Origin of the sequence: Streptomyces ureilyticus (genome assembly GCF_011045025.1) — a bacterium.
GTDB lineage: Bacteria > Actinomycetota > Actinomycetes > Streptomycetales > Streptomycetaceae > Streptomyces > Streptomyces ureilyticus.
This window is the reverse complement of sequence record NZ_JAAKZX010000116.1, coordinates 19,345-30,263: the sequence shown is the minus strand read 5'-3', so window position 1 is coordinate 30,263 and position 10,919 is coordinate 19,345. Positions and strand designations below refer to the sequence as shown.

The window sequence follows — 10,919 nt, the reverse complement described above, 5'->3', positions numbered from 1 at the left end:
CCTGCAAGCCCCCCTTCCCCCGTCCCCAGCCGCTGCCCTTCGCGCGGCCAGCACCACCAGGAGGCACACGATGAAAGATGCCCGAATAGACCGCAGACTGTTCCTGCGAGGAATAGGCGGGGTCACGGCGGGTGTCGCCGCCGCGACCGCCCTCAGCGGCTGCGGTACCGGCACCAGCCGCAGCGCTTCCACCGGCAGCGGTGGGAAGGGCGGCAAGACGGTGATCGTCCGCGACAGTGGCGGTTCCTTCGGCGCGGCTCTGCAGAAGGCGATCTATACGCCGTTCACGCAGGAGACCGGGATCGCCGTGAAGGTACTGAACGTGGACGATGCCCCGCTGCTGGCGCAGATCGAGCAGGGCCGTCCGCAGTGCGACCTCATCAACAACTCGATGATGTCTCACCTCAAGTATGTGAAGCAGGATGCCCTGGAGTCGCTGGACGTGGACCGGGTCAAGAGCGTGAAGAGCGCGAAGATCCCCGAGAACCAGATCACCGAGCATGCGATCGGCAACAGTTTCTACGGTCAGTGCATCGCGTACCGCACCGACGCCTTCGGCGGGAAGAAGCCCGAGTCGTGGGCGGATTTCTGGGACACCAAGGGGTTCAAGGGCGGCCGCTCGATGGTCAGCCCGGACGGTGACCTGCCGGAGCTGGAGTTCGCGCTGCTGGCCGACGGTGTGCCGATGGACAAGCTGTACCCGCTCGATGTGGACCGCGCCTTCAAGGTGCTGAGCCGACTGCGGGGCGACATCAAGAAGTTCTGGGACAGCGGCCCGCTGCCCGGCGTGCTCCTCAGCCGCGAAGAGGTGACGATGACCACCGTGTGGGACGGCCGGATCGCCGATCTCCAGAAGCAGGGTGTCCCGGTCGAGAGGCAGCTCAAGGGGATGCGCCGCCAGTTCCAGGGCTACGCCATCGCCAAGGGCGCGGCCAACGTGGACGGCGCCTACCAGCTGATGGACTTCGCGCTGCGCGCCGAGATCCAGGCGGCCCTGGCCAAGGCCTTCCCGTCGAACCCGTCCTCCCCGCTGGCCTACGCCAAGCTCACCGAGGACGAGCGCAACGCGCTGGCCGGTGCGCCCAAGTACTACGACGAGGGTTTCGACACGGACATCGACTGGTGGCTGAAGAACGAATCGGCCGTCACCAAGCGCTGGTTGGAGTGGGCTCGTGGCTGAACACGGTGTAGTTACTCCTTCTGTCAAGACGGCCGGCGCCACGTCGGCCACGACGACCGGCAAAGCGCTGTCGGTAGTGGCCCTGCGCAAGACGTACGGGGATGTCGTCGCCGTCGACGAGGCGTCCATGGAGATCGCCGCGGGGGAGTTCGTCACCTTCCTTGGTGCCTCGGGGTCGGGCAAGACCACGACGCTGATGATGATCGCCGGGTTCTGCGAACCGGACTCCGGCACCATCACCGTCGGGGACCGGGACGTGACCCGGCTCGCGCCGCAGAAACGGAACCTGGGGTTCGTCTTCCAGCAGTACCTGCTCTTCCCGCACATGACGGTGCAGGAGAACGTCGCCTTCCCGCTCACCCTGCGCGGAGTGCCGAAGAACGAGATCCGCAAGCGGGTCGGGGAGACGCTGGAGATCGCGGGCCTGTCCGGGTTCGGCGGCCGCAAGCCGCGCGAGCTGTCCGGCGGTCAGCAGCAGCGTGTCGCCCTGTGCCGGGCGCTCGTCTACCGCCCGCCGGTCATCCTCATGGACGAGCCGCTGGGCGCGCTGGACAAGAAACTCCGTGACCAGCTGCAGGTCGAGATCAAGACCATCCAGCAGGAACTCGGCCTGACCGTCATCTATGTGACGCACGATCAGGAAGAAGCACTGGTCCTCTCGGACCGCATCGCGGTGATGCGCAACGGTCTGATCGAGCAGTTCGACACCCCCCGGGAGCTGTTCGAACGCCCGAAGACCCCGTTCGTCGCGGACTTCCTGGGCGCGGCCAACTTCCTGCCCGGCCGCATCGAGCAGCACACCGACGAGCACACCCTGGTCCGTCTCGACGGATCCGGCGGCCTGCTCAAGGCCCGCCGCCACGACCTGGCCTCCGGCACGGCGGTCAAGGCCGCCGTCCAGCCGGGCCGGCTGCGGGCCTGTGCCCCCGACGACGGTTTCTGTACCGGCACGGTGGAGGTTGCCACGTACGTGGGCACCCTGGTCCGCGCCGGCGTGCGCATCGACGGCGGCGACGCGCCGCTGCTGCGCCTGGAAGTACCCGCCGGCCGCGGACCGGTCACCGGCGAACGCGTCGGCATCAGCGCCGACCCCGAGGACGTCAACCTCTTCCCCACCGAACAGGACGGGTGAGCCATGGCCGCCACCCTCACCGCCACCGCCCCCGCCCCTCCCCGCAAGCTCCTGGCTTCGCGCCGGACCCGGGTCGGGATCCTGTACGCGCTGCCGGTCGTCGTCTACCTGCTGGTGCTGTTCGTCTACCCGATCTTCAGCACCCTCTTCCTCAGCCTCAAGGACACCGACGGCGCACTGACGTTGCACTGGTACGCCGACGCACTCACAGGCGTCAACCTTTCCGTCCTGTTCACCACGCTGCGGATCTCCGCGGAGACGGCCGTGCTGAGCCTGGTCTTCGGCTTCGTCCTGGCGAACGCGATCTCCCGGCTCAAGCCCCTGTGGGCCGGAGTGGCCATGCTGATCGTGGTCGTCCCGCACTTCATCAGCGCCCTGGTGCGCACCTACGGCTGGATCATCATGCTCGGCGACAAGGGCCTGGTGAACGAGACCATGGCGTGGGCACCGGGGGCGCCGTTCCAGCTGCTGTACAACGAGCTGGGCGTGGTCATCGGCACCACCTCCATGATGCTCCCGTACACCGTGCTGCTGCTGTACGGCGTGATGCGCGGCGTCGACCGGCGGCTGCTCGCCGCCGCGGCCAGCATGGGCGCCGGACGCGTGACCATCTTCCGCCGCATCTACCTGCCGCTGGTCGCCCCCGGCCTGGCCAGCGCCGGACTGCTCAGCTTCATCCTCTCGCTGGGCTACTACATCACCCCCGCCCTGATGGGCGGCCCCAACCAGACGATGATCGCCACGCTCATCAACCAGCAGGTGATGAAAGAGAACCAGTGGAACGGGGCGGCTGCTCAGGGCGTCATCCTGCTGCTGATCACCTTCGCCGGACTGCTGCTGGTCAAGCTCGTCACCTCGCTGGGCGCCAGCCGTAGGAAGAGGAGCGCGTCATGATGGAGCTGCGCAGCACCCTGGCCGGGCGGATCGTCCTGACCGCCGTCGCCACCATGATCCTGCTGTTCCTGGCGCTGCCGATCGTCGTCATCCTCGTCACCTCCTTCAGCGACAACGCCTTCGCCGCGTTCCCGCCCGACACCTGGACGCTCAACTGGTACAAGGCACTGTTCGCCGACGGCAGCAAGTGGCCGGCCGCGCTCTCCCTGAGTGCCCTGGTCGCCGCCCTGAGCACCGTGTTCTCCCTGATCATCGGGGTGACCGCGGCGACCGCCCTGGTCCGCAGCGAACTCCCGCTGCGCTCTGCGGTCTTCGCCCTGGTCCTCGGACCGCTGGTCATCCCCCAGATCGTCACCGCACTGGGCCTGTTCCTGCTCTTCGAGCCCGCCGCGATGCTGGGCAGCCCGATCGCCATCGCTCTCGGCCACACCGTGCTGGCCGCACCGATCGCGGTACTGATCCTGATCGCCACCCTGCGCGGGATCGACGAGCGGCTGGAGGACGCCGCCGCCAGCATGGGCGCGGGCCGTCTGACGATCGCCCGGCGGATCACCTTCCCCCTGGCCGCGCCGGGGATGATCGCCGCGGCGATCTTCTCCTTCATCACCAGCTTCGACGAGTTCTACATCTCCCAGTTCCTGTCCTCGGTCGACACCGTCACCCTGCCGGTGCAGGTCTACAACTCCCTCACCTTCGAAATCGACCCCAGCGTGACCGCGATCAGCGCGATACTCATCGCCTTCGCGATCCTCGCCCTCGGCCTGGTGGCCCTGGTGCGCTGGCTCGGCTCCGGACGGCAGGGCTCCCTGCTCTCGGTCGAGAACACGGCAGGGGTCGCCAACCCCGGAGGCGAGACCGTATGACCACCGCCACCGCTCAGCTGACCGCCGCCACCGCTCAGCGGCACCTGCTGCTGAACATGACCGCCAACGGTTCGCTCGGCCCCGAGGGCGAGAACCTCCTCGTCGTCCAGAGGGGAGAGGGTCCGTACGTCGACGACGCGGACGGCAGGCGCTACATCGACGGCCTGTCGGGGCTGTACTGCTGCCAGCTCGGCTACTCCTACGGCCCCGAGTTCGCCGAGGCCGCCGAACGGCAACTGGGCGAGCTGTGCTACAGCCCGCTGTGGACCGGCTCCGCGCACCCGACGGCGATCGAACTCGCCGAACGGCTGTCCCGGATCGCCCCCGTGGACATCGAGCACACCTTCTTCTCGAGCGGCGGCGCCGAAGCCGTCGAGACCGCCTGGAAGATCGCCCGCCGTTATCACGCACTGCGCGGCGAGCCGGGCCGTACCAAGGCCATCGCCCGGCGCGGCGCCTACCACGGGCTGACGATCGGCACCCTGTCGCTCACCGACGACCCGGGCCTGGCGGAGCCGTACGGTCCGCCGGCGATCGACACCCGGTTCGTGTCGAACACCAACCGCTTCGGCCTCGCCCCCGAGTACATCGACGACGAGACGTTCACCGCCCGGCTGCTCGCCGAACTGGAGGCCGCGATCCTGGCCGAGGGCCCGGAGACGATCGCCATGCTCATCGCCGAGCCGGTGCAGAACCGCGGCGGCTGCATCACCCCGCCCCAGGGGTACTGGCAGGGTCTGCGGGCGCTGGCCGACCGGTACGGCTTCCTGCTCGTCGCCGACGAGGTCATCACCGCCTTCGGCCGGCTGGGGGAGTGGTTCGGCGGCGACCGCTACGGCGCCCGCCCGGACATCGTCACCGTCGCCAAGGGCATCACCGCCGGATACGCCCCCATGGGAGCAACTCTCGTCAGCAACCGCGTAGTTGACGTCATCAACCGGCCCGGCGCGGTCCTCAACCACGGCTACACCTTCGCCGGGCACCCGCTGAGCGCGGCCATCGCCCTGCGCAACCTGGAGATCATGGAGCGGGACCGGGTCCTGGACCACGTCCGCGGCCTCCAGGACCACCTCGCGAACCGCATGGCGTCCCTCACGGACCTGCCGATCGTCGGCGATGTCCGCGGCACCGGGTTCTTCTACTCCTGCGAACTCGTCGGCGACCTCGACGGCGGCGGTTTCAGCGACCTGGCCCGCGCCGGCCTGATCGTCGACCTCATCCCGCGCAGGCTGCGTGAGGCCGGCCTGCTGGCCCGCGTCTACAACCGGTCCGCGCCGCTGGTGCAGATCGCGCCCCCGCTGATCAGCGACCGTGCCCTGCTGGACCGTATCGCCGACATTCTCGCGGGCACCCTCGCCGAGGCGTCCGCCCGCATCTGATCCGCATTTGATCCACGTTCTGGAAAGGAACGACATGTACTCCATCGGTCCGCTGACCGTCGCCCCCGGCGAGCGTGCCCAGGGTCTGATCCCGGTCGGCACCAGCAGCTACGGCGTGGAGCTCGGTATTCCGCTGATCGTCGTCAACGGCTCCCAGGACGGGCCGGTCCTGTGTGTGGACGCGGGCGTGCACGGCGACGAGTACGACGGCCAGGAGGCCATCCGGCGCGTGCTCGCCGAGATCGACCCGGCCAGCCTGCGCGGCACCGTCGTCGGCATTCCCTGTCTGAACACCCCGGCCTTCGAGGCGGCCGCCCGCGCCAGCGGCATCGACCACCTCAACCTCAACCGCATCTTCCCCGGCGATGCGGAGGGCTCGTACTCCCAGCGGCTGGCCGCCACCTTCGTCGAGAAGGTCATCCCGGCCGTCGATGCCGTGGTCGACCTGCACACCGGCGGCGCCTACGGCGAGATCGCCCCGCTGGTGATTCTCCAGGGCGGCTACGAGGACCTGGCCACCGACCTGGCGATGGCGGCCGGGCACGAGCTGGTGTGGAAGGGCGGCAAGTGGGGCGGCACGGTCCGCCACCCCGTTCTCGAAGCCGGCAAGCCCGCCATCACCATCGAGTGCGGTGGCGCCACCTACCGCGAGACCAACGTCGAGCACCACATGCACTCGATCCGCAACATCCTGCGCAGCCTGGGCATGACCGAGGGCGAGGCTGAGCTGCGGGCCACCTACACCACCGTCTCCGGCACCTTCGCCCGCTCCGCCTCCGGCGGCTTCTTCGTCGCTCGCGCCGAGCCGGGGGAGAACTGCAAGGAAGGCGACCTGATCGCCACCATCACCGACCACTACGGCAACACCCTGGAAGAGGTCACCGCCCCGCAGGACGGCATCGTGCTCTGGGTCCGCCGGATCCGCACGGTCCGCCCCGGCGACGAGGTCGTCATCTTCGGCGAGGTCCTCGGGGAGATCCGGCCATGACCGGCGAACTGCAGCTGACCGAGCTGCTCATCGACGGCAAGCAGGTCCCCGCCGCCGACGGCCGCTTCTTCACGGTCGTCGACCCCTCCGACGGGACGGCCATCGCCCAGGTGGCGCTGGCCGGAGAGGCGGACGTCAACCAGGCGGTGGCCGCCGCACGCGCGGCCTTCACCTCTCCCGAGTGGGCCGGGATGCGCGCCGCAGACCGGGGCCGGATCCTTTACCGGATCGCGGAGGCCATCCGCCACCAGGGCGAACGGCTGGCCCGCCTGGAGAGCCAGGACGTCGGCAAGCCACTGCGCCAGGCGAAGGCCGATGTCGAGGCCGCGGCCCGCTACTTCGAGTTCTACGCGGGCGTCGCCGACAAGCTCGGCGGCACCACGGTCCCTCTCGGCCCCGGCTTGATCGACTACACAGTTCGTGAACCGATCGGCGTCTCCGGGCAGATCATCCCCTTCAACTACCCCCTGCAGAACACCGCGCGGGGTTCCGCCCCCGCGCTGGCCGCGGGCTGCACGGTGGTGCTCAAGCCCTCCCCGGAGGCGCCCCTCACCCCGCTGGAGATCGGCAGGATCGCCCTCGAGTGCGGTCTTCCGCCGGGCGTCCTGAACGTCGTCCCGGGTGACGGCGAGACCGGCGCGGCCCTCGCCGGCCACCCGGACATCAACCAGGTCACCTTCACCGGTTCGGTGCCCACCGGCATCAAGGTCGCCCAGGCCGCCGCCGCCAACGTGGTGCCCTCCGTCACGGAGCTGGGCGGCAAGTCGCCGGTCGTCGTCTTCGCCGACGCCGACTTCGACCTGGCCCTCACTGCCGTCGCCGCCTCGGCGTTCGGCAACGCCGGCCAGACCTGCTCGGCCGGCACCCGGCTGCTGCTCCAGCGCGGCGCCGAGGAGTTCCTGGAAAAGCTCGTCGCCCACGCCGCCGCACTGCGTATCGGTCCGGGTCTCAGCGACCCGGACGTCGGCCCGCTGGTCGCCGCCCGGCAGCGCGACCGGGTGCTGGGCTACGTGGACCTGGCCCGCGAGGAAGGCGCCGTGGCACGGGCCGGCGGCCGTGCGCCGTCCGACCCGGCCCTGGCCGACGGCTACTACGTCGAGCCGACCGTCCTCACCGGCGTGACCAACGACGCCCGGTGCGCCCGCGAGGAGATCTTCGGCCCCGTCATCACCGTCATCGAGTTCGACGACGCCGACGAGGCCCTGGACATCGCCAACGACAGCCCTTATGGCCTGGCTTCGTACGTCTGGACGCGCGACATCGACAAGGCGATGCGCCTGGCCGAAGGCATCCGGGCCGGCCAGGTCTACGTCAACGCCACCGGCGTCGGCACCGGCGTGGAACTCCCCTTCGGCGGCTACAAGCACAGCGGCTGGGGCCGGGAGAAGGGCCTCGAAGGCCTGGGCAGCTACCTGCAGACGAAGAACGTCTGCATCGGGTTCGGGAACCGGTCATGAGATACCGCACGCTCGGTGAACGCGGCCCGGCCGTCTCGGTGGTCGGGGTGGGCGGCAACAACTTCGGCGCCCGTCTCGACGAGGACGGCACGAAGGCCGTCGTCCACGCCGCCCTCGACGCCGGGATCACCCTCTTCGACACCGCCGACATGTACGGCGGGCGCGGGGAGAGCGGCACCGGGCGCGGTGACGGCGAACGGCTCCTCGGCGCCGCCCTCAAGGGGCGCCGCGACGAGGTCGTGCTGGCCACCAAGTTCGGTATGGAGATGGGCAGGGACGCGGACCTGTACGGGCCGCGCGGGGCACGTGCCTACCTCCGGCACGCGGTGGAGGCGTCACTGAGCCGGCTCGGCACCGACTGGATCGACCTGTACCAGTACCACGAGCCGGACGGCGTCACCCCGCTCGACGAGACGATCGCCGCCCTGCGCGAACTCGTCGACGAGGGCAAGATCGGGTACATCGGCTGCTCCAACCTCCCGGCCGAGGACCTGAGCGATGCCTTCGTCTCCACCCAGGCCCGCTACCACCTGCTCGACCGAGGCGTGGAGCAGGACCTGATCCCCGCCTGCCTGCGCCACGGCGTCGGACTGCTGCCGTACTACCCGCTGGCCAACGGCCTGCTCAGCGGCAAGTACCGGCGCGGCGAGCAGCCCCCGCCCGGCAGCCGGCTGTCCTGGCGGCAGGGCTGGCTCACCGACGCGGCCCTCGACAAGGCCGAGGCGCTCACCGCGTACGGCGCCGAACGAGGACTCACCCTTCTCCAGGTCGCGGTGGGCGCGCTGGCCGCGCTCCCCGCCGTCGGCTCCGTCATCTGCGGCGCCATGACCCCCGAACAGGTCACCGCCAACGCGGCGGCGGCCGACTGGATCCCCGACGCGGCCGATCTGGCCGCACTCGACGCGATCGTCACCCCCGGCGAGCAAGTCGTCTGACCCCCCAACTCCCTTACTCAACCTGCGAATCGAGGCTGGACACCATGCGAGAGATCGTCACCTTCGACGCCTATGCAACCCTGATCGACTTCGAGCTCGGCCCCACGACCCTGAAGGTCATCGAGGACCGGCTGGACCTGGACAACCTGGACGTCGACGAGTTCCTCGACGACTTCCGCGTCATGCGGTTCCAGGCCGTCCTGGAGGCCTACCGCCCCTACCACGAGATCCTGCACTCCAGCCTGCGCAACGCCATGCGCCTGCACGGCCTGGAGTACCGCGAGTCCGACGGTGACGCCCTGGTCGAGGCCGTCCCCACCTTCGGTCCCTGGCCGGAGGTCCCGGACGCGCTGCGTGCCCTGAAGACCAAGTACGAGATCGCGATCATCTCCAACACGGACGACAACCTGATCGCGCGTAACGTGGAGAACATCGGCGTCGAGTTCGACTACGTCATCACCGCCCAGCAGGCCGGCGCCTACAAGCCGGACCGCCAGACCTTCGAGTACGCGTTCAAGACCATGGGCGTCGAGCCGTCCCAGGTCATCCACACCGCCCAGGGCTGGGAGTACGACCACATCCCGACCCGCGACCTCGGTCTGAAGCGCCGCGTGTGGATCAACCGCTACGGCCGACTGGGCAGCGCCGACTACCAGCCGTACGACGAGCTGCCCGACCTGTCGGGCCTGCCGGCGCTGCTCGGCTGCTGACCGACGGCGCACCGGCGAAACAGACCGAGAACAAAGAGGACGCACGCCATGAAGCAGATCCCCTACTGGCTCGACACCGCTCCCGCCCTGCCCGACCGGTCCGGAAAGGACCTGCCCGACGAGGCGGACGTAGTGGTCATCGGCGGCGGCCTCACCGGCCTGTCCACCGCCTACCACGCCGCCCGCAAGGGTGCCCGGGTCGTCCTCGTCGAAAAGGACCAGGTCGGCTCGGGCGCCTCCGGACGCAACGGCAGCCACTGCAACCCTGGCATCACCATCAGCCCGGCCCAGGCCCGCAAGCGCTACGGGCAGGAGCGTGCTCGCGAGCTCTACGACGCGTTCCGCGACGCTGTGGACATGGTCGAGGAGCTTGCGGTCAGGGAGAAGATCGACTGCGACTTCCACCGTGCCGGGCGCCTCGGCGCGATCTGCAAGCCCCAGCACTTCGAGGGCCTGGAGGCCAAGCAGCGCGACCTGGCCGAGAACTTCGGCCACGAGACGGTGGTCCTGAGCAAGAGCGAGCTGCGCGCCGAGCTCGGCACGGACTACTACCACGGCGCCCTGCTCGACCCGCTCGGCGCAGCCATACACGTGGGCAAGTTCGTCGTCGGCCTGGCGGCGGCCGCCGAGCGTGCCGGCGCCGAGATCCACGAGCGCAACGCCGCCACCGGCCTCACCCGCCTCCCTGGCGGCGGCTTCTCGGTGGAGACCATGCGCGGCACCATCCGTGCCAAGCAGGTCATGGCGGCGACGGATGCCTACACCGACAAGTCGATGCCGTGGTTCCGCAAGCGGCTGATCAACGTCGGCAGCTTCATCATCGTCACCGAGCCGCTGGGGGAGGCGCGCGCCAAGGAGCTCATCCCGAACGGCCGCCTGCTGGTCGCCCACAAGAATGTCGGCAACTACGTCCGCCTCACCCCGGACAACCGCCTCGCCTTCGGCGGCCGGGCCCGCTTCGCCCCCTCCAACCCGGCCTCCGACGTCAAGAGCGGCGACATCCTCAAGCGGGAGATGACGGAGATCTTCCCGCAGCTGGCCGGGACGCGGATCGACTACGTCTGGGGCGGCATGGTCGGCTTCTCCTGGGACCGCATCCCGCACGCGGGTGACGTCAACGGCCTGTACTACTCCATGGGTTACTGCGGCCACGGCGTCCAGATGGCCACGTACATGGGCCGCGCGGTCGCCGAGATGATGGACGGCAAGCCGGAAGCCAACCCGATGCGCGGCTTCGGCTTCCCGAAGGTGCCCGTCCCCTTCTACAACGGCACGCCCTGGTTCCTGCCGTTCGGCGGGGCCTACTACAAGGCGAAGGACAGGCTGCTCTGAGCCGACGCCGACGGTGGTGACACCACGGGGACATCTCCGCGAAGTCGCG

The 10,919-nt window shown here is 69.5% G+C and carries 10 protein-coding genes; all 10 read left to right on the top strand.

The window, feature by feature from the left end; genetic code table 11:
- Nucleotides 1-70: 70 nt before the first annotated feature.
- The 10 genes from G6048_RS29725 to G6048_RS29680 are packed head-to-tail and all read left to right on the top strand — an operon-like array spanning nucleotide 71 to nucleotide 10,870.
- A complete protein-coding gene (locus G6048_RS29725) occupies nucleotides 71-1,180 on the top strand; it encodes an ABC transporter substrate-binding protein (RefSeq protein WP_165342685.1) in 1,110 nt (369 codons plus the stop codon).
- Nucleotides 1,173-2,312: an ABC transporter ATP-binding protein gene (locus G6048_RS29720; RefSeq protein ID WP_165342684.1), complete on the top strand. Its 1,140-nt coding sequence runs from the start codon at nucleotides 1,173-1,175 to the stop codon at nucleotides 2,310-2,312. The genes G6048_RS29725 and G6048_RS29720 overlap by 8 nt, the downstream gene beginning before the upstream one ends.
- Before the next feature lie 3 nt (nucleotides 2,313-2,315).
- On the top strand, nucleotides 2,316-3,206 hold the full coding sequence (locus tag G6048_RS29715; protein WP_165342683.1) for an ABC transporter permease: 891 nt from the start codon (nucleotides 2,316-2,318) through the stop codon (nucleotides 3,204-3,206).
- Nucleotides 3,203-4,069: an ABC transporter permease gene (locus G6048_RS29710; protein ID WP_165342682.1), complete on the top strand. Its 867-nt coding sequence runs from the start codon at nucleotides 3,203-3,205 to the stop codon at nucleotides 4,067-4,069. Before G6048_RS29715 ends, G6048_RS29710 begins: the two co-directional genes overlap by 4 nt.
- Nucleotides 4,066-5,448 carry an aminotransferase class III-fold pyridoxal phosphate-dependent enzyme gene (locus G6048_RS29705; protein WP_165342681.1) on the top strand — a complete coding sequence of 461 codons (1,383 nt, stop codon included), beginning with the start codon at nucleotides 4,066-4,068 and terminating at the stop codon, nucleotides 5,446-5,448. The genes G6048_RS29710 and G6048_RS29705 overlap by 4 nt, the downstream gene beginning before the upstream one ends.
- Nucleotides 5,449-5,482: 34 nt before the next feature.
- Entirely contained in the window at nucleotides 5,483-6,436 is a 954-nt protein-coding gene (locus G6048_RS29700; protein WP_165342680.1) for a succinylglutamate desuccinylase/aspartoacylase family protein, read from the top strand.
- The gene (locus tag G6048_RS29695; protein WP_165342679.1) at nucleotides 6,433-7,893 is read left to right on the top strand and encodes an aldehyde dehydrogenase family protein; all 1,461 of its coding nucleotides are present in this window, start codon (nucleotides 6,433-6,435) and stop codon (nucleotides 7,891-7,893) included. The genes G6048_RS29700 and G6048_RS29695 overlap by 4 nt, the downstream gene beginning before the upstream one ends.
- Nucleotides 7,890-8,828, top strand: coding sequence for an aldo/keto reductase (locus tag G6048_RS29690; protein WP_165342678.1), 939 nt, complete (start codon nucleotides 7,890-7,892; stop codon nucleotides 8,826-8,828). The genes G6048_RS29695 and G6048_RS29690 overlap by 4 nt, the downstream gene beginning before the upstream one ends.
- A gap of 44 nt (nucleotides 8,829-8,872) precedes the next feature.
- Nucleotides 8,873-9,538, top strand: a complete 666-nt coding sequence (locus G6048_RS29685) for a haloacid dehalogenase type II (RefSeq protein WP_165342677.1) — start codon at nucleotides 8,873-8,875, stop codon at nucleotides 9,536-9,538.
- Between the two features lie 48 nt (nucleotides 9,539-9,586).
- A complete protein-coding gene (locus tag G6048_RS29680; RefSeq protein WP_165342676.1) occupies nucleotides 9,587-10,870 on the top strand; it encodes an NAD(P)/FAD-dependent oxidoreductase in 1,284 nt (427 codons plus the stop codon).
- Nucleotides 10,871-10,919 lie beyond the last annotated feature (49 nt).

Bases quoted from the DNA above. Each gene is read 5' to 3' on its own strand.
- G6048_RS29725 (WP_165342685.1), top strand. From the start codon at position 71: ATGAAAGATGCCCGAATAGACCGCAGACTGTTCCTGCGAGGAATAGGC.
- G6048_RS29715 (WP_165342683.1), top strand. From the start codon at position 2,316: ATGGCCGCCACCCTCACCGCCACCGCCCCCGCCCCTCCCCGCAAGCTC.
- G6048_RS29710 (WP_165342682.1), top strand. From the start codon at position 3,203: ATGATGGAGCTGCGCAGCACCCTGGCCGGGCGGATCGTCCTGACCGCC.
- G6048_RS29705 (WP_165342681.1), top strand. From the start codon at position 4,066: ATGACCACCGCCACCGCTCAGCTGACCGCCGCCACCGCTCAGCGGCAC.
- G6048_RS29700 (WP_165342680.1), top strand. From the start codon at position 5,483: ATGTACTCCATCGGTCCGCTGACCGTCGCCCCCGGCGAGCGTGCCCAG.
- G6048_RS29695 (WP_165342679.1), top strand. From the start codon at position 6,433: ATGACCGGCGAACTGCAGCTGACCGAGCTGCTCATCGACGGCAAGCAG.
- G6048_RS29690 (WP_165342678.1), top strand. From the start codon at position 7,890: ATGAGATACCGCACGCTCGGTGAACGCGGCCCGGCCGTCTCGGTGGTC.
- G6048_RS29685 (WP_165342677.1), top strand. From the start codon at position 8,873: ATGCGAGAGATCGTCACCTTCGACGCCTATGCAACCCTGATCGACTTC.
- G6048_RS29680 (WP_165342676.1), top strand. From the start codon at position 9,587: ATGAAGCAGATCCCCTACTGGCTCGACACCGCTCCCGCCCTGCCCGAC.